Annotated in this window: 16 protein-coding genes, 1 rRNA gene and 1 pseudogene; 6 read left to right on the top strand and 12 right to left on the bottom strand. The window is 34.7% G+C overall.

Annotated features, from left to right (window positions below; genetic code table 11):
- Both H6F32_RS18445 and H6F32_RS18440 read right to left on the bottom strand, forming a co-directional pair.
- Positions 1-106: ribosomal RNA gene (locus H6F32_RS18445) — 16S ribosomal RNA — on the bottom strand; the annotation flags it as partial.
- A 513-nt stretch (positions 107-619) separates the two neighbouring features.
- A complete protein-coding gene (locus H6F32_RS18440) occupies positions 620-2,116 on the bottom strand; it encodes a S8 family peptidase (protein WP_190370751.1) in 1,497 nt (498 codons plus the stop codon).
- A 696-nt stretch (positions 2,117-2,812) separates the two neighbouring features.
- On the opposite strand from H6F32_RS18440, the pseudogene H6F32_RS18435 reads away from it, so the two are divergent.
- A pseudogene (locus tag H6F32_RS18435) lies at positions 2,813-2,917 on the top strand (IS200/IS605 family transposase); the annotation flags it as partial.
- 43 nt (positions 2,918-2,960) lie between these two features.
- Here H6F32_RS18435 and H6F32_RS18430 read toward each other — a convergent pair.
- Positions 2,961-3,398, bottom strand: a complete 438-nt coding sequence (locus H6F32_RS18430) for an NUDIX hydrolase (protein ID WP_190370750.1) — start codon at positions 3,396-3,398, stop codon at positions 2,961-2,963.
- Positions 3,399-3,821: 423 nt separating this feature from the next.
- On the opposite strand from H6F32_RS18430, the gene malQ reads away from it, so the two are divergent.
- Entirely contained in the window at positions 3,822-5,327 is a 1,506-nt protein-coding gene (gene malQ / locus H6F32_RS18425) for a 4-alpha-glucanotransferase (RefSeq protein WP_190370749.1), read from the top strand.
- A gap of 121 nt (positions 5,328-5,448) precedes the next feature.
- Here malQ and map read toward each other — a convergent pair whose 3' ends face one another.
- The 5 genes from map to H6F32_RS18400 all read right to left on the bottom strand — a co-directional run bounded on the left by map (position 5,449) and on the right by H6F32_RS18400 (position 11,106).
- Positions 5,449-6,276 carry a type I methionyl aminopeptidase gene (gene map / locus H6F32_RS18420; RefSeq protein WP_190370748.1) on the bottom strand — a complete coding sequence of 276 codons (828 nt, stop codon included), beginning with the start codon at positions 6,274-6,276 and terminating at the stop codon, positions 5,449-5,451.
- A 153-nt stretch (positions 6,277-6,429) separates the two neighbouring features.
- Entirely contained in the window at positions 6,430-6,909 is a 480-nt protein-coding gene (locus tag H6F32_RS18415; RefSeq protein WP_190370747.1) for a plastocyanin/azurin family copper-binding protein, read from the bottom strand.
- Positions 6,910-6,982: 73 nt separating this feature from the next.
- On the bottom strand, positions 6,983-9,790 hold the full coding sequence (locus H6F32_RS18410) for a pitrilysin family protein (protein ID WP_190370746.1): 2,808 nt from the start codon (positions 9,788-9,790) through the stop codon (positions 6,983-6,985).
- A 167-nt stretch (positions 9,791-9,957) separates the two neighbouring features.
- On the bottom strand, positions 9,958-10,386 hold the full coding sequence (locus H6F32_RS18405; protein WP_190370745.1) for a VOC family protein: 429 nt from the start codon (positions 10,384-10,386) through the stop codon (positions 9,958-9,960).
- 207 nt (positions 10,387-10,593) lie between these two features.
- Positions 10,594-11,106 carry a TIGR02652 family protein gene (locus tag H6F32_RS18400; RefSeq protein WP_190370744.1) on the bottom strand — a complete coding sequence of 171 codons (513 nt, stop codon included), beginning with the start codon at positions 11,104-11,106 and terminating at the stop codon, positions 10,594-10,596.
- Positions 11,107-11,312: 206 nt separating this feature from the next.
- Here H6F32_RS18400 and H6F32_RS18395 point away from each other — a divergent pair, with 206 nt between their 5' ends.
- Positions 11,313-11,807 carry a gamma carbonic anhydrase family protein gene (locus H6F32_RS18395; RefSeq protein WP_190370743.1) on the top strand — a complete coding sequence of 165 codons (495 nt, stop codon included), beginning with the start codon at positions 11,313-11,315 and terminating at the stop codon, positions 11,805-11,807.
- Positions 11,808-11,931: 124 nt separating this feature from the next.
- Here H6F32_RS18395 and H6F32_RS18390 read toward each other — a convergent pair whose 3' ends face one another.
- Positions 11,932-12,072 (bottom strand): hypothetical protein, encoded by a 141-nt coding sequence (locus tag H6F32_RS18390; protein ID WP_190370742.1) that lies wholly within the window; start codon positions 12,070-12,072, stop codon positions 11,932-11,934.
- Positions 12,073-12,307: 235 nt separating this feature from the next.
- On the opposite strand from H6F32_RS18390, the gene H6F32_RS18385 reads away from it, so the two are divergent.
- Together H6F32_RS18385 and H6F32_RS18380 are read left to right on the top strand one after the other, a co-directional pair.
- Positions 12,308-12,433: a photosystem II protein Y gene (locus H6F32_RS18385; RefSeq protein WP_190370741.1), complete on the top strand. Its 126-nt coding sequence runs from the start codon at positions 12,308-12,310 to the stop codon at positions 12,431-12,433.
- A gap of 247 nt (positions 12,434-12,680) precedes the next feature.
- The gene (locus tag H6F32_RS18380; protein ID WP_190370740.1) at positions 12,681-13,937 is read left to right on the top strand and encodes a glutamate ligase domain-containing protein; all 1,257 of its coding nucleotides are present in this window, start codon (positions 12,681-12,683) and stop codon (positions 13,935-13,937) included.
- Positions 13,938-13,962: 25 nt separating this feature from the next.
- Here H6F32_RS18380 and H6F32_RS18375 read toward each other — a convergent pair whose 3' ends face one another.
- Positions 13,963-15,276, bottom strand: a complete 1,314-nt coding sequence (locus H6F32_RS18375; RefSeq protein WP_190370739.1) for a sugar ABC transporter substrate-binding protein — start codon at positions 15,274-15,276, stop codon at positions 13,963-13,965.
- A 654-nt stretch (positions 15,277-15,930) separates the two neighbouring features.
- Between H6F32_RS18375 and H6F32_RS18370 the strand changes: the two genes are divergently transcribed.
- On the top strand, positions 15,931-17,127 hold the full coding sequence (locus H6F32_RS18370) for an LL-diaminopimelate aminotransferase (RefSeq protein WP_190370738.1): 1,197 nt from the start codon (positions 15,931-15,933) through the stop codon (positions 17,125-17,127).
- Between the two features lie 283 nt (positions 17,128-17,410).
- On the opposite strand, the gene H6F32_RS18365 is transcribed toward H6F32_RS18370, so the two are convergent.
- On the bottom strand, positions 17,411-21,025 hold the full coding sequence (locus H6F32_RS18365) for an Eco57I restriction-modification methylase domain-containing protein (RefSeq protein WP_190370737.1): 3,615 nt from the start codon (positions 21,023-21,025) through the stop codon (positions 17,411-17,413).
- A gap of 427 nt (positions 21,026-21,452) precedes the next feature.
- Positions 21,453-22,629 (bottom strand): tetratricopeptide repeat-containing serine protease family protein (locus H6F32_RS18360; RefSeq protein WP_190370736.1); only part of this gene is annotated, 1,177 nt, incomplete at its 5' end.

The raw sequence follows: 22,629 nt of genomic DNA, 5'->3' as shown, positions 1-22,629 counted from the left end.
CGCGTTACTCACCCGTCCGCCACTATGTCCTAAGACATCGTTCGACTTGCATGTGTTAAGCATACCGCCAGCGTTCATCCTGAGCCAGGATCAAACTCTCCGTTTTGAATCGTTTGTTTAGCTCTTTCTTTAAGAATTCTTTAGAATCCTCTTGATTTCTTTATGACGAGGATTGGTTTTCTATTCTTTCAAAGTATTATTTTTTCTCGGTTCAGTTGGTTGCGGGTTTTTTCTTTCCCTCAACACTTTATCTACTATATCTCCCTTTTTTTTCTTTGTCAACCCTTTTGAGAAAAAATTTTTCCAGAAAGTTTGAGAATGTTGTAAATCCAGGAATCACAAGACTTTGAGCCATTTTATGGTTAATGGGGTTAATGCCGTAACGCAAATATCTAAACATTTATAGTAAAACCTTTATAAATCTCCTGATGCTATTTCTTTAGTAGGTGCATCGGTAGAAATATTGTAGAAATATTACAGGAGTAGATTAAAAATCAAGACAACTAGAAAAGCCGTCCTAAGCTGTTGTGCCTTTAACTTGAATAATTAATACAAGCAAGATGCTTGTGCTAATGTAACTTCAGGTTTTTTAATTATACAGTGAGTGCTGCACATTAGCTTAGAAGGACGCGGCTTTTATCCCATTATTTTCGGTCGTTTTCTCTGCTTCTGGTTCTGGAAGGTTATTTACAGGTTGATATGGATCGTAATATTCCAATGCTGATTGATTAAATGAATAAACTAATTTAGATGCTATGCTGTATTGGGCTGTAGATATTTGCAGGGGAGGTGTTTCTCTGTCACCTAGTCGCAGTTTTAAGTCATTTTCACCAATTTGGAGGACTACGGAGGGAGGCTGAGGAGTTGGTGTTTTGTTGATGATACTGGCTTGAGATGGAAAATCTAATGGTAATTGTGATCCTATATTGATCAGTTCTTTAGGTAGCAAGGTGTCTAGTGGCGGAAGTAAAGAGGGTATATCAAACCCTGGTTGTGAGGGTGAGGGTGTGGGTTTTGTGGGATCTGACGTTGTATTGCTGTTTGCTGCTGTACTGGTAATTATCTGGCGTATTTGTGTTTCATTTAAGTTTTTGTTGGCACTGAGCATTAGGGCTACTACTCCGGCTATATGGGGTGTGGCCATGGATGTTCCAGAGTATAAAGCATATTTATTGTTGGGGACTGTTGATTCAATATCAACTCCTGGGGCTGTTACATAGGTGATGTCTTGTGAGCCTGAACGGTTGGAAAATTGCGCTAGGTTATTATTTTGATCTACTGCTCCTACTGCTATTCCTGTGTCGTAAGCATACCGAGCAGGATAGGATGGCAGGGAATCACTATTGTTTCCAGCAGCCATGACTACTATTACTCCTTTGCTACTGGCATATTCTATGGCTGATTTTACTGTTGCGTTGGGCGTATTTGCACCTAAACTCAGATTAATGATGTTTGCACCATTATCAACTGCATAATAAATTCCTTTGGATATGTTGCCGTAAGATCCTGATCCGTTTTCATCTAAGGCTTTGATAGCCATGATTTTGGAGTTGTATGCAATTCCAGTAACTCCTATACCGTTATTTTCTGCTGCTATAGTTCCAGAAACATGGGTTCCATGACCGTTGTCATCTAAAACGTTATTATTATTTTTGTCAAAATTCCATCCTTGAATGTCATCTATATAACCATTACCATCGTCATCTATGCCGTTACCTGCGATTTCTTTGCTGTTTGTCCAAATGTTGTTTTTTAGATCTTGATGATTGTAATCTACTCCTGTATCAATTACGGCCACTACTATTCCTTGGCCTGTATGTCCATTTTGCCATGCAGTGGGAGCTTTAATCATATCTGCTGCCCAATTTTTACCGCCTAGTTTAGGTGCTTCTGGATAAGGATCTTTTCCTAGTGCTTTACTTACTGCTAAACCTGCATTAACTAGTCCATAGCCATCTTTACTATTGTAATTACTAATACTTGGTGAACTATCTAAGCTTGAACTTTTATAATTATAATTTAATACATCCTTATCTAAAGGATTTGTGGTGTTTATAATATTGTATTTGTTGTTTTCGTTTGTTAGGGATGTGTGATGAATTGTGTTGTAGGTCATAATTTTTTCTACCTCAAAAATATATGGATATTTGTCAATTAGATTTTTTTGAAAAAATAGCAATCATATTTGATTTATGAACATATACATAGGGTACGTCAGACTGCATAAGTTTTATCTTGATCAATAAACAGATTTGTAATATCTGAGTATTTTTCAAAAATCAAATAAGATTCCTGTATGAAGCTATAAGATATCAGCTACATGGCATTTAATTGTGATAATTTTTATGGGCAATGTCCCTATCATTAAGACTAGTTTGCCTCAATTTACAATTATCAATTATCAAATTTAGCTGCATCAAAATTTACAAGTTCATAGATAAATTAAGTAATAAATATACAGCATCCTTGAAGTTATCAGGTATAGATAGCACGGCAAGATGCGCACACTACAAGACTTTGATTTCTCCAGGTTGTACCTCACTTCTCCGAAATATGCTGTCAAATACTCAAGTTGAGAATACTAATTTGACTAAGTTCGTTGAAAGTTGGAATTATTTAGTTATACTTCTAATAATTTATGCTAACTTAGAGATATAAAAAGATATTCTTATTACTAATAATTAAATATGAAATATAGTTTTTTTTACTGTCTAAGCTAATGTGCAGCACTCACTGTATAATTAAAAAACCTGAAGTTACAGTAGACAAGCATCTTGCTTGTATTAATTATTCATGTTAAAGGCACAACAGCTTATCTGTCTCTCAAATAGTAAATGCTTTAAAAGGTATATCTATCCGTAGATATGGACAAGCTGACTACAAAAAACCCCATCAAGAAGCATTGTGGAGTCTTAGTGATGTAGAAAATCATCTAGGTTTATTAACATTTAATCTTAATTCTATTGATATCCTAATCTAGTTCTAATTCCATAATTTCTATATTGTAAATAATCTCGCAAAATCTGATCATGATCAAAACATAAATTAGTGGGAATACACCAAGGCTCAAATATACCTATACCCTTAGCATCATCACCTGCCAAAGGTTCACCAGTTGCCGTTGCTAAAAATACAATACTAATAGTATGTTGTCGTGGGTCACGACTAGGATGGGAATAAACCAATAATTGTTCTACCAGGTATACTTTTAAACCTATTTCTTCCTCAGCTTCTCGACGTGCTGCATTTTCCACAGATTCGCCATAATCTACAAAACCTCCAGGTATAGCCCATCCTAAAGGTTCATTATGTCTTTCAATTAAAATAATTGGACGATGGGGACGATCAATCAATTCGATAATAATATCAACAGTGGGGGCAGGATTTCTGTAAGTCATTGTTAATTTTTGTGTTGCTAGTTTTCTAATTGTTAATTTTTCCGTTAAGGAATCTTCTTATTTCTTTATATTAAAAAGCTATCCATATTAAATATAGCATGATAAACTTACAATTAGCTGTCAGTGGTCAGTAGTCAGCTATTAACGTAAGTTGCCAGTTAGATGAAGTAGGGTGCGAGAGAATCTTAAAATTGGTAATTTTCACCTAAATTATTCTGTCTGATGCACTTTACAGACCACAAAATATCCGAAAATTAATAACTAGCAACTTGGGTGATTAATTAAAGATTAGTGACATAATCTATAAAATAAAGATAGTTAAATCCAGAATATTTCTTTCTTGATCAAACTTAATTGCTAATAACTGACCGGTGACTACTAACATCTTACATCAAAAACTACTCCTAATTATATTTTTGCGTTATGCATTTTCCTAGATCAAGCGGTATTCTATTACATCCTACCTCGTTTCCCAGTCGGTTTGGTATTGGTGACTTAGGTAGAGAAGCCTATCGTTTTATTGACTTTCTTAAAAATAGCTATCAACAATATTGGCAAGTTTTACCATTAGGTCCAACTGGCTATGGTAATTGTCCTTATATGTGCTATTCTGCTATGGCAGGAAATTATTATTTAATAAGTCCTGAAAAGTTAGTAGAAGATGGTTTTTTATCTGAAGATGATTTTGCTAGTTTACCAGATTTTCCCACAAATAAGGTAGATTTTGCCCAAGCGATCGCTTTCAAAGTTCCTCTGTTGAAAAAAGCCGCCCAAAATTTTTATCCCCAAGCAAGTAAAAAACAGAAAAAAGCCTTTGAAGAGTTTTGTAAAAGTAAAGCCTATTGGTTAGATAATTATGCCTTATTCATGGCAATTAAAGATGCGGAAAATGGGGAAAGTTGGCATAAATGGCCGACAAAATTGGCTCAACGCGATCCGGCAATTTTACAGCAAGTTCAAGAACAACTATCAGAGGAAATTTTCTATTATAAATTTATTCAATATGAATTTTTTAGGCAATGGTCAGAATTAAAACTGTATGCTAATGAAAACAAGGTGGAAATTATTGGCGATATTCCCATTTATGTAGCTCATGATAGCGCCGATGTCTGGGGAAATCCTGATATTTTTGCCTTAGATGAAGAAACTGGAGAAGTGTCTTTAATGGCCGGAGTACCACCAGATTATTTTAGTGCCACAGGGCAATTGTGGGGGAATCCTGTGTATAATTGGCAAGTATTAGAAAAGCAGAATTTTAAATGGTGGTTACAACGTTTTGAGGCCATGTTAGACTATGTAGATATTATTAGAATTGATCATTTTCGCGGTTTTGAGTCTTTTTGGGCAGTACCTCAAGGTGAAGAAACTGCTATTAATGGAGAATGGGTAAAAGCTCCAGGAGCAGAATTATTTACCGCCATTAGGGATAAGTTTGGTAAACTGCCAGTATTAGCTGAAGATTTAGGTGTAATTACTCCTGAAGTCGAGGCTTTACGAGATCAATTTCAATTTCCAGGAATGAAGATATTACAGTTTGCTTTTGGTTCTGATCCTGGTAATCCATTTTTACCTTTTAATTATGTCAGAAATGCCGTAGTTTACACTGGAACTCATGATAATGATACCACAGTCGGTTGGTTTCATTCAGTCAATGATTATGAAAAAGAAAATGTATTATTGTATTTGGGTAGTGTGAGTCATGATGGCATACATTGGGATTTAATTAGACTAGCTTTAAGTTCCATTGCTAACCAAGCAATTATTCCTTTACAAGACTTATTTGGGTTAGGAACTGAAGCCAGAATGAATTTTCCTGGTATAGCCGAAGGTAATTGGGAATGGTGTTATTCTTGTGAGTGGTTAAATTCAGAATTGAGCGATCGCTTAAAGAACCTTACCCTCCGTTTTGGACGTGCACCAAATCATTAGATTACAATCTTGTTAGACTTTCTGTTACACTTTCTCTTGTAGGTGCGTCAACAATTTACTATATATTCCTTTTGAGAAAATTGATCAAATATGACGCACCACAACATTTAAAACATCATACCTAAATCAATGATCTATCAGTTAAAATCTCATAACCATCATCTGTAACCAACACAGTATGTTCAAACTGTGCTGACAAAGAGTTGTCTACCGTTACAGCAGTCCACTTATCTGCCAATACTCGTGTAGTTTTAGAACCAGCATTTAAAATCGGTTCAATAGCTAGAGTCATACCTGGTTTTAACCTGACATTTGGTATATCCAGAGTTCTATAGTTAAATACCGCCGGTTCTTCGTGTAAATTTCTACCTACACCATGACCAGTAAATTGTTCTACCACTGCAAAACCATTAGACTTTACATGGTCTTCAATTGCACCAGCAATATCCACTAAATGCACACCAGGTTTTACTTGTTCAATTCCTTTAAATAAAGCCTCTTCAGCCACTTTGATCAATCTTGCAGCTTCAGGAGTAACATTACCTACAGCAATAGTTATACAGGAATCACCATGAAAACCCTGATGATATGCTCCCGTATCCACCTTTAACACATCACCCTCTTTAATCACTTTTTTGGGGTTAGGGATACCATGTACAACCTCATGATTGATACTAGCACAAATAGAAGCAGGAAACCCGTGATAACCCTTAAAACTAGGAGTAGCATCCATTTCGCGGATACGCTTTTCCGCATAAGTATCCAAATCAGCAGTAGTCATCCCTGGTTGGACAAGTTGAGAAATTTCTTTAAGGACAGTAGCGACAATTTTAGAGGACTGACGCATAATTTCAATCTCGCGGGTAGATTTAATTTCAATACCTCGGCGTTGTCTAGCTACTGGTTGTGCTGGAGCTGGTTTGGAAAGCAGGTTACTGAAAATGTTCATTATAGTAATTACGGATGCTGGATAGTGAAGTTGTACAAATGTTGAGATTTGTGAAAATATCTATCTTAAACTTAGCTTATTTTACATCAAATATGCCGTTGAGATCCCCAACTTCTTTAAGAAGTTGGGGATCTGAGAATCTAATCATCCACTCTATTTAATCACAATTTCCCCCGTCATACCGGCTTCTGTATGGCCAGGAATAATACAACGTAAACCATACTTACCAGATTTTAAGGCCACAAACACCCATTGTGCTTTACCACCGGGTTTAAGTTCCAGTTCTCGAATATTCCCCTTAATTTCCACAGCACCAACTTGTACTTTTTGGGTCCAAATAGCATCAGTAAAATCTTTAGCAGTAAAGTAATGTTTTTGAGAACTAGGATTAGTTAAGATCAAATTATAACGTTTACCATTTTCTAGTTCTATCTGGTGAGGAACAAATTTTAACTCTTCTTCTGTATTACCTAAAGTAACGGATATTTCCTTAGTTTGTTGTTTGAGAATATTATTGGTAATATTTTCAGCCATCACTGGGTTTATCCAAATTATAAAAGTAGTTAGAAATAGAAATATGGTAATTATTAAAAATACTTGTTGGTAAATTTTAACTAAAAAGTTTTTAATCATTTTTCCCTTATTTATGATTATCAAATAATGGCGAATATCATTTAAAAAGTGCTGTAGGGCTATTGATAAACCACTACTGATAGCTATTAGCGATAATTTGCGGACCTGCGGTAACAACCACTATTTTATCAGGATGCAATAATTCTCGCGCTGCTTGGTTTACTTGAGACAAATCAACTTGTTTTATTTTATGAATAAATGATCTCAATTCTATTTGATTTAATCCATAAACTTCATTCATCACTATTCTAGTGCTTAACTCCTCTGGTTGAGATAAGGAAATATTGTAATTGCTAATTAGATTATTTTTCGCTGCTTCTATTTCTTCATTTGTTACCCCAGTTTTGTTGATTTGTTTTAATAATTTGCGGGTACTAAATATTGCTTTATTTGTATCTTCTGGACTGGTTTGCATTTCAATGAGAAATGTACCCACATTTTTACCAGTGACAAAATAACTATATATTCCATAGGTTAATCCTTGGCGATCGCGTATTTCCACCCCCAGTCTACTAGATAATGTATCACCTCCTAATATTTGATTCAATACCATTGCTGCATAAAATCTCCGATCTTGTCTATTAATACCTGTATAACCCATGTATGTAATCGCTTGTTCTTTTCCAGGAATAACCGGGTTAAATTTAATTACTGTTCTAGGCATTTTAACGGCAGGATAATTTATATTAGGTGCTTTACCCTTAACTTGCCAACTTCCTAAATTTACCTCAATGAGCGATCGCACTTCCCGAACATCAAAATTTCCCACTAATGCTAATACTGTAGTATCTGGACGATAATGTTTCATTTTAAAATTAATCACATCTTCTGGTTTAATACTTTTAATACTCTTTTTAGTTGGAAAAGTATGCAAAGGATGTTTTTTAGGATAAATAGACTGTACAAAAATACGGTTAGCAACTTTATCAGGATCATCTAATTCTACATCTAGATTAGTCAAAGCCTGTTCTCTAGTTATTTCTAACTGTTTTGTTGAAATTTGATTATTCTTAATTACTTCTGATAGAGTTCCCAATAGTACAGGTAAATCTAATGCTAAACTACTTCCTTCAATTTTGACACCTTCACGATAAGCATTAAAAGCTAAATTTGCCCCTTTTGCTTCTAATGCTTGGGTTTTTTCCCCATTGATAAGATTTTTAGCCACTAAAGACGCTAAACCACCTTGATCATTACCATCAAATTCCGTACCAGCTTTGATATTACCACTTAAAGTAACTGTAGGCGTAGTTTTATCAGGTAACAGCAATACCGTTAACCCATTGGCAAGTTTTAATTTTTGTGGAATAGTTTTCTCTCTACTTTCATTAACAAACTCTATTGCAGGTAAATACTTTCTAATATTGTTAATATCAGATGAACCTAAATTTACATCGCTAACAAAGTTATGTCCAGTTATTGCTAGTTGTGACTTATCATTACTCTCTTTGTTTACTTGTTTAATCTTTTGTATTGGCTGAAAATAACCTACTATTGCTTTTTGCGGTTCTATATATTTATGAATGACATTGACTACATCCGCAGTTTGAACTTTATTGATATCCTGTAAATGATGATCTATGTATTTATAATCTCCTGCCACAGTTTCATCATTAGCCAATTGCATAGCTTGACTAGTTATATCACGATTATTTAAAATAACCGTGGCAAACAATTGGTTTTTAGCAATTTGTACTTGTTCGGGTGTAATGCTATCTTCACCAAGTTTAGCAATTACTCGATGTAACACAGAATGTATTTTACCTAAATCTTGATTATTTCCCACTGTTACTGTAATTTCATACCAGCCACCGCTTCGCAAAGTTGCAATATTACCAAATATATCGCTGGCTAAACCAGACTCTACTAGTTGCTGATATAGATAGGAATTTTTCCCAGAAGTTAATATGTAATCTAATATCTCTAATGTAGGTATATCTGGATGATTAATAGGTGGAAGTGGATAAATTACTTGTAATATTTTACTTCCACCTGGTTGTTTTAATTTAATTGGACTAGCAGGAATCTTGGCAGATCCTAATATATCTGGAGCATGGGACACATATCCACCCCCAGGAATGTTACCAAATATCTCCTGAACAGTTTTCAAAGTCGTATCAGTCACAAAATCTCCTACAATTACCAACACCGCATTATCAGGATGATAGTATTTTTGGTAATATTCTTTTACTTGGTCAACAGTAAAATTAGTTACATCCTTTTTAGTACCACTGATGGGTAAACTATAGGGATGATCAGGAAATGCAGCCGCCATTATAGCCCGGTTAAGGCGATATTCAGGACTATTTTCATAACCTTGTAATTCAGAAATTACCACTTGTTTTTCTGTGCTTAAATGTTCATCATTAATCACAGTATTTTTCATTCTATCTGCTTCCAAAGTCAGTAAAGCGGTAAGTTTATCTTTCTCTGCTGTATGATAATAAGCAGTTTGATCATAACTTGTAAAAGCATTAGAATCACTACCTAAAAGTGTAAATAATCGTCCAAACTGAACAGGGCGATCGCTTGTACCTTTAAACATTAGATGTTCTAATTGATGGGCAATACCATTGACTCCTGGTGCTTCTTGACCAGAACCAACTTTGTACCAAACTTGTACAGTCACAACTGGTGCGTTATGGACTTCCTTAGTGATGACAGTTAAACCATTATCTAGGACTGTTTTTCTCACATTACCTGTAATAGATAAAGTATTTGTCTCTTTAGTAACTAAAGAACTGTGGTATTTATTTAAATTTGGTTTAGTGACTTCTAGACTCATAACAGCATTTTGGTTTAAGAAAAAAACTGCTATCATCCATACACTAAAAACCATTAAGGAAAAGCGATGTCGACGTGCGATATAGAAAAAAGACATATCTGTGGCTAGGGATATATGTAATTTAATTTACATACATTGACGGACTGAGGAAATACGGAAAATGTTCTCGTAGCAGCAGTAAATTTCCCGAAGCGATAGAAATAACTGCAAAAAACTGGGTAAAACTGACAAATATATCAGTAAACAACATTATTTAGATAAATTCATCCTAATTTATCCAAAAACCGTATAAATTCCAGAGGTAGGCCGTCTGTATCAGCGATGAATGCAACTTCCAAAATGCGATCGCCTATTTGTTGTTGCATCGGCTCTAATAGTACATTAATAGGTTTTAATTCTTTTACACTCTTTAAACTTATTTTTAAATCTTCTAACCAAGAATATAAATTAGGAGTAAAATCAGTTAAATCAAAAGAAAGGTGATAATAACCTACATAATGTTCATCATAAAAAGCGTCAGGGGCAGGTTTGGGTAAGGGAATTTGGATTAATTCAATTCTTCCACCTAAACCCTCCATCCAACAAGCCAAAGTGGCACCAGTTGTAAAGCGATCGCATACCTGAAAACCTAATATCTCATAAAAAGCGATCGCTGTATGGATATTAGCCGTTCTAATAGAAGCATGGTGCATAAATCATAAATCATAAACTTTATAAGGGTGATGATTATAGCACATTTGATAAATTCAGACATGAAAAAATTAATAATATGTTATACAAATAGACAAAAATTTACAATCACACCTAAAAATCCGTATCACTAAAACCCACATAAGTGGGTTTTAGCTATGTAGATTTAGTTTTAACTGCCCCTTCAACTGCAAAAATACCTGAAATGCTTACTCAAACAGTCTAAAATAAGGATAGCGCACAGGTACACCTAGTTCTTGATCCAAATCGAAATTAATCACATCCCAACAAGGCTCATCAGCAGGATCAGGACTAAATTCTACTGGTAGTCCGTATAAACGGGCACCATTTGCTTCCGGTTGTCCAGAACGCCAAGAGGTACTACGTTCCAAATAGCCACTCATGAGATCCTGATAACGTCGGGCAATAATTACTTTAGTCGCTCGATAGCCTTGAGTATACAGCTTATCTAAAGCCTCATGGATTTCAAAGCGAATCCCATCAGGATGAGTATGTTGTCTATACCATTCACTATTCCATCTGCGCCAATGACGACCGGACTGTAAATGAACCAACTCCCCGGTTTTTGGATCCGCTTCAAAAGCACCATGACGTGGACACAAATAAGTATCAGTTAAAGTCAACGCCGAAATTGCTTGACGACAGTGAGGACACTGTATTTCTGGACCAAAGATCGGGTACTGCAAGCCTGGATTCATCATGAAGTGCTTATAAACATAGTTTTATTTTCATCAGCACCGAGTTTACCTAAGAAGTTTCGCTAGTGCCTACTCCAGCATAAAAGATTCATGCTGTCATATTTTAGTTTTACAACCACTTTTCCAACTTGGATCATAAAATCATCTTATAGTAGGGAATTGGTGATTGGTGATGGTAAAATAGTCTCTTGACTCCTCAATCTCCTATTATGACATCATTCCTAGAGCATAAACCCGATCTTTCTCAAGCCGCATTTATCGCTCCTAATGCTACTATTATTGGTTTTGTCACCATTGCCCAAAAAGCAAGTATATGGTATTCAGCAGTATTAAGAGGTGATATAGAACGTATAGAAATAGGTCAATATACAAATATTCAAGACGGTGCAATTATACATTGTGATTCAGGAGTACCAACTATATTAGAAGATTATGTAACCGTCGCGCATCGTGCTGTAATTCATTCAGCCCATATTGAAACAGGTACTTTAATAGGTATTGGGGCAATTATATTAAATGGGGTGAGAGTTGGCACAGGTAGTATTATTGGTGCAGGAGCAGTAGTTACTAGGGATATACCACCCTATTCTCTGGTTATGGGCATTCCTGGTAAAGTTATTCGTCAAGTAGAACCATTACAAGCAGCAAACCTCATTAAACACGCTGAACAATATTATCAACTAGCCATATCTCATAATAATTGACAATTGGTACTTGGTGCTTGGTGATGCTAAAATAAGCTGTTGTGCTTTTAATTTGGATAATAGATGCAAGCAAGATGCTTGCAATACAGTAATTTTAGGTTTTTTAGCTACCGTTCGTGTTAAACTAAACAAATCTCCATCTTGGTACTAATCGTACTTCTATGACGTTATCTACATCTTCCAACTCAACCGCGTGAGGAAAGATAGACCTATCATCAAGTTCAAACTCTGTAGAACTAACACGAATAACTTTCTTGCTTAACATAATCTCGACATTAATACTATACATCTTAGCATATCATCAGGAGATTTATAAAGGTTTTACTAGAAATGTTTAGATATTTGGTTTACGGCATTAACCCCGACTCCAGGAACTCCTAACTCCTAACTTCATAAATCTTTACATACTCCCTTGGAAAAAATCCCCACTTCAGATAAAAATAAAAATTGATAACTATTCACAAAACTTAAATCTCCCAATTAACAGAGGATTTGTAAAAATGGACATTGATACTCGTGTAGTAATTGTGTTAGCACCCTTAGCCATTGCTGCCAGCTGGGCTATTTTTAATATTGGTGCTGCTGCTTTAAGACAAGTACAAAACTTTTTAAATAAAGAAGCATAATATTACATCATCATGTAAGCTACTATTGAGGAATCAGGAGTCAGTAAAGGCGAACGGCGGTTCGCCCTTACAAGGAGTCATACAGCAGTTTCCGTTATTATGAGGTACAGATGTTAATGATAAAACCCTTGTAACACAGGTATCTTGCTGTGTTCACAGTGTGCCTCATGTAGATGGAATATGCTGTAATTTTGACAGTTGACTCTTGACTCTTGATTTTTGACATTTTTTCTTTCCTGGGATATACGTGAATATTGACTCTCTACTCCAACCATATCAACACTTTGGCGTTAACCTGGGACTATCACGCATAGTTAAAATATTAACAAAATTAGGTAGTCCTCATCAGCAATTTCCGATTATCCATGTTGCTGGTAGCAATGGTAAAGGTTCTGTTTGCGCCTATTTATCTTCCGTTTTAACTGAAGCTGGTTATAGGACAGGTTTGTATACTTCACCACATTTAGTGAATTGGACAGAACGTATTTGTATTAATAAAAAACAAATTACAGAAGAAGAATTTTGTAAACTTATTATTCAAATACAAGCAGCTATTGACTTAACAGAAGAATCTCCAACACAGTTTGAAGTTATTACTGCTGCTGCTTGGTTATATTTTGCCCAGCAAAAAGTAGATATTGCTATTATTGAGGTAGGACTAGGAGGAAGACTGGACGCGACTAATGTGTGTGATAATCCACTAGTAACAGTAATTACTTCCATAAGTTTAGAACATTGTCAACAATTAGGACCAACAGTAACTCATATTGCTAGAGAGAAAGCAGGAATAATTAAAAAATCCTGTCCAGTGGTGATGGGACAATTACCAGTAGAAGCTCAAGAAGTTGTGCGATCGCGCAGTTTAGAATTACAATGTCCATTAATAGCACCATCCCCAGCAGAACAAACAAGTCCAGGATATGCCAAATACAATAACATTGAATATCCTCTCCCCCTCCAAGGAGAAATTCAACTACATAACTCAGTCCTAGCCCTAACCGTCTTAGAAATCCTACAACAAAAAGGATGGCATATTACCCAAGAAAGCATAATTACAGGTATGGGTAAAACTCAATGGCCAGGTAGAATGCAATGGATAGACTGGAACAACCATCAGCTACTCATAGATGGCGCACATAATCCCGGATCAGCCGTAGTTTTGCGTAACTATGTAGATACATGGAAACGTAAAAATATAACTTGGGTAATGGGTATGTTAGCCACAAAAGACCATAGCGAGATATTTCAAGCCTTGCTTAAACCAGGAGATAAATTATATATAGTACCCGTACCAGAGAGTAACTCAGCTAACCTTATAGAACTAGTTGAATTAGCCACCACCATCTGTCCACAACTGCAAAATTGTACAACCTATGCAGATGTATTTTTAGCCCTAGACGCAGCTTATTCTGATACAGATAATCCAGATAATTTAGTAGTATTATCTGGATCATTATATTTAATTGGTTATTTTTTCAGGAATCAACAGTCAGTATCGGTTTAACGGACAATTCATGAATTAATTGTCCCTATACCCTATTATCCCACTCCTGAGCCGCATCCATCAAAGCCTGATCAACCGTTTTCACTGCTAACATTGCAGCTTGTAAATTTTCGTAAACGGTTTTTTGCAAAAACTTAAAATCTTTTAACTTAGGAGTTAAAACCTCCGCCTCCTGTAACTGTTTCGCACTAATAATTCTACCCTTTTCCGCCGTACTCGCATTTTCAGGAACTTGCTGAAAATAATCATCACTCAAGGCTTTTACCGTTGATGGTAACACATTAGCCGCCTTAGCAAAAGCCAACTGATTCACATCATTAGTTAAAAATAAAGCAAACTTCACCGCTGCATCAGGATATTTGCTATCACGTGGAATCACAACATTCATCACAGCTACATTTTTCTTACCAGTGCTACCAGTAATTTGTGGTGATATAGCAGAAGCCTGAGCCACCTTGGGAGCATTATTAGCAATAGTTTTGATAAATTCAGGTCCTGAAGCTAAAAAAGCCGTTTCTCCAGCCTGGTATAAATCTATAGCATGACGATGACCTTGAGTTAAGCATTCCTTGGGTAACAAACCAGCCTTATATAAATCTACCCAAAATTGAAAAGCAGCCTTACCTTGAGGAGAGTTAAAACCCGCTTTGCCATCAGCATTCACCAAAGTAACACCCATTTGTACCAGAGACTCTAACACCTCCGCAGAATCCTGTGGTACAAAAGTAGCAAAAAAGGCATATTTACCAGTTTTATTCTTAATTTGTTGTGCTGCTTGGGCTAATTCTGTATAACTAGTAGGGGGTTTAGTAATACCTGCCGCTTTTAGTAAATCAGTGTTATAAATAGTTAGTCTGGTGGTGAGATACCAAGGAATACCAAAACTTTTACTATTGAGAGTGCTGGCTTGCCAAATCTTAGGTAAATACTTGGCTCTTTCGGCACTAGTAATTTTAGTATCTAAATCTAACCAGGCATTTTTACCCGCCAGTTGAGAAGCAAAATCTGGATTAAGATTCACTACATCAGGTGGTGTTTTTGCGGAAACAGATGTTAAAATTTTATTCTCCATCGCAGTCCAGGGAACATCTACCCATTTAACTTTAATACCAAGGTTTTCTGACTCAAAATTGCTAATTAAAGATTGAAAATAGCTGGTAAATTGTGGTTGTAGTTGCATAGTCCAAAATTGAATCTCAGTAGCACTATTAGGTACACCATTACCAGCAGGTTTTGTACTATTACTAACATTGCCTGTACTACAACTAACTATCCAGCTAGTAAATAAACCTAGTAAAGCCCAGAAAATGAGTTGTTTGAATTTTGGTAATCTAATCATTCTTATTTAGTGGTAAAATTTGCAGTGTTTTCAGGTCAAAAAGGGGAAATTAACTAGTTACAGCACATTCCATCTACATAAGGTACACTATGAACACAGCACGATGCCTGTGTTACAAGGGTTTTATCATTAACATCTGTACCTCATAATAATGGAAACTGCTGTAATTATTTGTTAATTATTCGGAGGTTGCTGAATTGGAATATGATATTTATTTCGCGCATCAGCGAAGAAAACGCTTTTACTGCCTTAGATGCAATTTCTCAATTTCTCAATTTCATACCTGAGTTCAGCAACGCCATTCTTCTGCTAACTTTCCCTGACCAATGCTATACTATGATTATGATGTTTATTTAGCTCGTTACCAAAGCGAAGCACTTGCGTTAGACACAAAGTTTCAAATTTTCAATTTCTCAATTTCTCAATTTCATGCCTGAGTTCAGCAACGCCAAAAGTCTGTTGAGTGGGTGCGTCAGATGTCAACAATTTGCTTATTTACATGATTTATACTGTCTGATGTGGTTGGTGAGGTTGTCGAACCACACCCTACTAGTATCCCAGTTGCGTAAGTACTGTCTAATTCAGCAAGGCCGGGTTTTTAACCTAGATATTCTCAGTATATTGATAAGTAATTCATTACTAAAAAGCACTAAAATGGAATTGGCTAAAAGGTTACACAGTTTAAAATCAAATGTTTTTGCGGATATGGATGCTGCAAAAGCTATAGCTGTAAGTTCAGGAAAAGAGTTAATTGATCTATCTTTAGGATCTTCTGATTTACCCACAGAAAGTCATATTATAGAAGCTATAAAATTATCTCTTGATGATCCGCACACTCATGGATATTTATTATTTCGCGGTACAGAGAATTTTCGGGTTGCTGCTGCTAATTGGTATGAAACAAAATTTGGTGTTAAAATAGATCCCCACACAGAAGTTTTACCTTTAATTGGTTCACAAGAAGGTACAGCACATTTACCTTTAGCAGTGCTAAATCCAGGAGATTTTGCTTTATTATTAGATCCTGGTTATCCTTCCCACGCAGGAGGTGTATATCTAGCTAGTGGACAAATTTACCCCATGTCTATCACAGAAAAAAATGGTTTTCTACCTGTGTTTAATGATATTCCTGGAGATGTGTTAACACAATCAAAATTAATGGTTTTAAGTTATCCTCATAATCCTACCAGTGCGATCGCTCCTTTGTCATTTTTTCAAGAAGCGGTGGCTTTCTGTCAACAACATAATATTATTTTAGTCCATGATTTTCCCTATGTTGATTTAGTTTTTCATGATCAGGAAAATAGCAAACATAAGTCTATCGTACCATCAATTTTACAAGCTGATCCTGAAAAAACGGTCTCTATAGAATTTTTTACCCTATCAAAATCCTATAATATGGGAGGTTTTAGAATTGGTTATGCTATTGGTAATGCAGAATTAATTCAGGCATTAAGAAAAGTTAAAGCAATGGTTGATTTTAACCAATATTTGGGAATATTAAATGGAGCGATCGCAGCTTTAACAGGTCCCCAGGAAGGTGTGAAAAAGGCTGTGAATATCTTTCGTCAGCGTCGGAATACCTTCATTAATGCCTTAAATAAAATTGGTTGGGAAGTACCCACACCCCAAGCTACCATGTATATTTGGGCCAAATTACCTCCCCAATGGCGCAATAATTCCATCAAATTTTGTACAGAGTTGGTAAAAACCACAGGAGTAGCAGCTTCTCCAGGGGTAGGTTTTGGTAAGTCTGGAGAAGGATATGTGAGGTTTGCACTGGTACAAGAACCGGAAATATTAGAAGTTGCGGTAACAAGAATAGCTCAATTTTTAATATCAAGCAAATAAAATGTGGAATGCTAATTAACTGCTACATAGCTTCAGCAATACTCATTGATGTCAAATTAAAACACAAAGAGCTTATTTGTTTTTCTGACACACCCCCTAGAAATGATAGCGCAGCAATGTTATAGCACTTCAGGAAAATCCTGATACAGCACATTCCATTTACATGAAGTACAAGCACAGCGCCTGTGTTACAAAGGTTTTATGATTAACATTTATACCTCATAATAACAGAAACTGCTGTAATTATAAATTAATCCTAGGGGTAAAGCGTAATGCTAAACCCTTACCCGCTAGAACTTTCTATAATTTGAATTTCCTCCGCTGTTAAATTATATAGTTGATAAACCATTTGATCAATTTCTGTTTCTAATGCAGTTGTATCTGCATTGGGATCTGATTTTTTAGCGTTGAGAATTTGATTAACTAATCCTGATAAAATTTCTTGTATATCTACATTAATAACTTTAGGAATAGGGATTCTGGAAGTGGTGGTATTATCAAAGTGCATAGTTCTCATAGCTTTAGCAAAAATAAACCTATAAATATACCAATTAATGCAATGAGAATGTAGAATACTCCAAATTAACTCAGGATTAAAATTTCCATTTAACTTAATTTGATTAATAGTATCAGCTAAAATATAATCATTTCTTTTGGGAATAACCGCAGTTATTTTGATATGATCATCAGGATTTTCAATATGAGCTATTATATTTTGTACTAACAGGGAATTTTGACCAATAAATGCTTTATTATCATTTACATCTTGCAAATAAATCTTACCCTTAATACCTTCAACTCCATATTTTTGCACTTGATCACCACCAATAACATCTCTATCACCCTCATCAGAAATCAAATTCTGAATCATAGCACCTCTTTGATTTATAGATATATCATTTAATGTTTGACAAGTTGCTAAAATCTTTAAACCTATGTTTATTTCTTCTGTACTTAATCCATTAAGTAAAAAATTAAATCTTTTGAATAATTTTTTATCTAAATAACCTTGAAATATCACTTCACAATTAGCTGATGTAACTTTATGTGAACTATAAATTAGGGTTTGAGACATCTTAGTTAAAATAAAAATACATACTTCTAGTTTTACATCTGGCCAAACTTTACCGCAGTCTACCAAACTAATTAAATTATTAACGGTACATTGTCTAATTTTTTGATAATTAGAAGCAAAAGTATATGATTTAGGAATTATATAGGACTGATATCCATACTGGTGCAATAAATCCCATCCTTTTTTAATAAATAAAATTGCTGTTTCTGTTGTATTAAATTCATATATCTGATTTAAAATTGCTTTTTCAATTGTACTCAATTGTACTCCATAAGGAGGATTACCAATAACCACATCAAAACCAACAAAAACACCCTGATCATTTAACACTTCAGGAAATTCAAAACGCCATTCAAAAGCATTTTCATAAATCTTCCCACTTTCTATATCCTCAATCTCAACTTTTAACTTATCAATCTCATTATTTAACTTAGCAATTTTTTTCTCCCGCTTAGTTTTCTCAGCTTTAGTTTCTGGAATCAGAAAAATTTGATTCTGCAAATTCTCAACCTCACCCTCTAACTTTCTTAACTTAGTTTTATTAGGATCACTTAATCCTAAACTAGTCTTAAAATTACCCTTAATTTCCTGAATTAATCTCTCCATTTTCCGCTTTTGTTCCTTATTTTCGGCATTGCGGTAAGTTTTCACAGCATTTTTATAATCTTCTATAGTGTATTTCTGCTTACTTAAAGCAACTTGCAAATTACCATCTAACGAAAAACGACTAATTAAAGAATTACCACACTTAATATTAATATCAATATTTGGTAAAGTCTCCAATTCTTCCATATTCCCCTCTCCTCGTAGGAGAGGGGTTAGGGGAGAGGTTTTATAATAAGCATTTTTTAAAAGTTCAATCCATAAACGCAACCGACAGATTTTTACAGAATTAGGGTTAATATCCACACCAAATAAACAACTTTCAATAATTGTTTGTTTCTCATGAAATAGAGTTTCCTGTACTCGTTGACTTTCCTGGTTTTTCGGGTTATACTCAAACAATAAACCATCCTCATCAGTCACAACCAACTCATCATTAGCAACTTCAATAGTATATTCCTTTAATCTCTTACCTTGTCTATCCAGTAAAATTTTCAACTCACCTTTAATCGCAATAATTTCATTTAAAGCAGAAACTAAAAAATGTCCTGAACCCACAGCAGGATCACATATTTTCAAACTGTTAATAATATCATTAGCTGCTTTTTTATCCTCTATTTTATCATATAAATCATCAATAGTTTCACAATTCCAACCTTGAACATCATTAAACTTTTGGATAACCGCTCTTCTAATAGTTTCCCGACACATATACATAGTAATAAAACCGGGAGTAAAGAAAGAACCATCTTTATAACCATTAATTTTCTCAAAGATTAAACCTAATACAGCAGCATTAATTAACCTTTTATTTTCTTCCTGAATTTCTTCCCCAGCGTCACTACCAAAATTGTAAGCATTGAGAAAAGCAAACAGATATTCTAAAGTATTAATTTCTCCAGTAAGTTTTTTACCATTGTTATCTTTTAAAATCGTACCTGTAAAAATCGGTAATTTCTCATTTCTCAAATTGCTAATAAAAATAGTTTCTTGTTCAAGTTCTGTCGGTTCAAACAAAGAACTATTCAAATAAGGAACATGAGCAAATTTTTCTTGTAATTTGTGTTGTAAATTCTGACCTCTTTCCTGTGGTTTACGCGCTAAGACACTAAAAAATAGACTATTGAGATCATCATAATTTGCAACTTTTTCTAAATTCAAAAATCCCCAAGACAAATCATTTTTATGGTATCTAATTAATTGAGATTCCAATAATTTTAAAAATAGGATTCTATTCATCCAAGTAATTGCTAATTGTAAACCTATATTAAAAAGTTGTTCTTGATAACTTTCTCCAAATTGTTTTGGTTTTTCTAAACGAGAAATATTATTTAAACTATCAACTTGGGAAATAGCATTTTCTATCAAAGAACCAATATTTCTATCATGTTCTTTTTTGCGCTGAATTAACTTTTTACCACCTTCCTTAGTTTCTACCAAACCGATAATATGTAATAATTCACCGTAAAAACCCTTATCAAGATTATTACTATCATTAGTAAAAGGTAATTTTAATAAATGTTCTGGAGAAAATAGCTTAAACAGGGAAATTAATTTATGTTCATCTGGATGTTTACCAGGTTGTAAATATTGCTGATAGTCTCTAATATCAAAATGGGTAAATATAATTTTATCGGTAATTTCAGTAATAGCAGGTTGGGCAATTTCTTGATAGAAAAATTCAGTTTTTTTACTAGTTAATCTTCCTTCTTCAAAATCATTAAATTGTTTAAGAAAAGACTTATTTTCAACAAATAACTTTTCAAACATCTGAGCGTCAAAAATAAACCATTCATAAATATTAGTAGCAATTAAATATTTAACTTCTAAATTTTTCTCTAGGATACGTTCTCGCAAGAAATACAAAACTAATTCCTGAAATGCTTTATTATTAATATTATCAGTCTTTAACATTTCACCTTGATTATTTGGCTTTTTAAATTCTAAAATTACCCCTATATTACTTTTATAATTTTTACCATTATGAATAACTAAATCATTTTTACCCTTAGTATTAATAAAATGATTTGCACCATAAAAAGTATGCTTTAAAAAATCAGAAATGAGATTTTTATGAAATTCCTCAGATTCCGCTTCATTGATTTTATTGAGTAGATTTTGTAGATGATTTTTAAAATTTTCAATGTCATTTCTCAAGGGGTTAATTTTCAGAAATGCTTTATTTAAAGCTACTCTAGGTTGTAATTTTTGTAAGTTCATTTTTTCACACCTTGATGTTTATCACATTTGGTTAATTTCCATTATTTTATAAAACATCCTGTAAATCCTTAAATCCTGGGTATCTTGTATTCCTTACGGGAGGCGTTAGCCATATCAGACAAAATAAGCTATTGTGCCTTTAACTTGAATCATTAATACAAGCAAGATGCTTGTGCTACTGTAACTTCAGGTTTTTTAATTATACAGTGCTGCACATTAGCTTAATACTCAATTCTTGTTCTTGCGTAGGGGTAATTCATGAATTACCCTTACTTTTGACTTCCTGTAGCGTGTCCTAAGTGACAAATAACCTCCTCAAAATCATCAAACACAACATCAAAAAACTACAAATAATATCCTGTTAATCCTTAAATCCTGGATATCCTGATTCTGACAAAATCACAATTAACATCACCAAAAAAACTCCCTACAACTCTTTTAATAAAGCCATAGCTTTTTCATAAGCAGCAGTATTACCTTGAGCCTTGAATAATTGCGCTGCTCGTTGCAGATCTTCTCTGGCTTTTTGTTTGTCACCTAGTTGATAATAAACAAATCCCCGTCCGACGTAGGCTAGGGCATCGTTAGGATTAATCTTGATAGCTTGGTTGTAATCATCTATTGCTCCTGGCTTATCTCCTAATTCAGAACGGACAATTCCCCGGTTGTAGTAAGCTTGGGCAAAGTTAGGATTAATCTTGATAGCTTGGTTGTAATCTTCTATTGCTCCTGGCTTATCTCCTAATTCATAACGGACAATTCCCCGGTTGTAGTAGGCTAGGGCAAGGTTAGGATTAATCTTGATAGCTTGGTTGAAATCATCTATAGCTCCTGGCTTATCTCCTAATTCCTTACGGACATTTCCCCGGTTGTAGTAAAATACTGCACGGGGACTGAGTTCAATGGCTTTATTTATCGCTGCCTCTGCTTCTCTATATTTTTTTAAATTACTTAAAACTACATACTTCTGATTATACAAATTAGGATTATTGGGCTGGAGTTGAATGGCTTGATTTATGGCTGCTAAGGCTTTATCCAGTTGGTTTGATTCTCTATAGACTACACTTAAATTATCCCAAGCCGGAACAAAATCAGGTTGAGACTTCACCGCTTGCTCAAATGCAGTTATAGCCTCTGGATATTTTCCACTGTAACCTAAAGCCAAACCCTTACCATAATAAGCCAGGTGAATAAACTTTGGTTTTTGCTTAATTGCTGCGTCAAAAGCCTGTATTGCTTCTGGATAACGACGTAACCGCCACAGTTGATTTCCCCTTTCTAACCATTGACTAGCGGTAGTATTGCCTTGGGAAACATCTACTGATAAAATCGCTGTTTGAATAGACTTAACTTTTTGTTGATTTAGTTCTGGTGTTGAGGTGGTTTCTACCTTTTGTGCTTGGGTATTCAGTCGGGTAGCTAATGCCAAAAATGTACTCACCGGAATACCCAAACTATTACCTAATTGTACCTCAATAGTAGTTTCTCCTTCTGCTCGACCATGAATACCAATGACTCGCCCTTGGGTATCTAAAACAGGTCCCCCACTCATGCCGCCAAAGGTGATACTACTATAAACTAATTCATATCCTCCTGTTAAAGAA

Source organism: Anabaena sp. FACHB-1237 (genome assembly GCF_014696225.1).
Lineage (GTDB): Bacteria > Cyanobacteriota > Cyanobacteriia > Cyanobacteriales > Nostocaceae > FACHB-1237.
Note: the sequence above shows the minus strand (reverse complement) of the source record. Positions and strands in the feature narration are given on the sequence as shown.